The 234-nt window shown below is 46.6% G+C and carries 1 pseudogene; it reads right to left on the bottom strand.

The window, feature by feature from the left end:
- Window positions 1-85: 85 nt before the first annotated feature.
- Window positions 86-234 (bottom strand): annotated as a pseudogene (locus SB773_RS34795) (CtsR family transcriptional regulator); the annotation flags it as partial.

Here is a 234-nt window from a genome sequence, read left to right as displayed (position 1 = left end):
AGATGAAGTGTCGCCGGTCGTTTTCCGCATTCCTCACAGTTCATCACATCATCCCTCCTAGCACTGGGCGTCCCTGTTCCTTTGTTTACTTCAACAGGATTGCCGCAATCATCTGCTTTAAAATATTTGCCCGCAAACGATCTCGTAATTCCGTGTCTACAGTCAATACGTTTCGCGATGTGGCAATTTTCATCAAAGTGGCTTCCCTGATGTTGACTAGGCCTTCTTCGAACA

It is taken from the genome of Bacillus sp. SIMBA_074 (genome assembly GCF_046534555.1).
GTDB classification, from domain to species: Bacteria; Bacillota; Bacilli; order Bacillales; family Bacillaceae_G; genus Bacillus_A; species Bacillus_A mycoides.
Note: the sequence above shows the minus strand (reverse complement) of the source record. Positions and strands in the feature narration are given on the sequence as shown.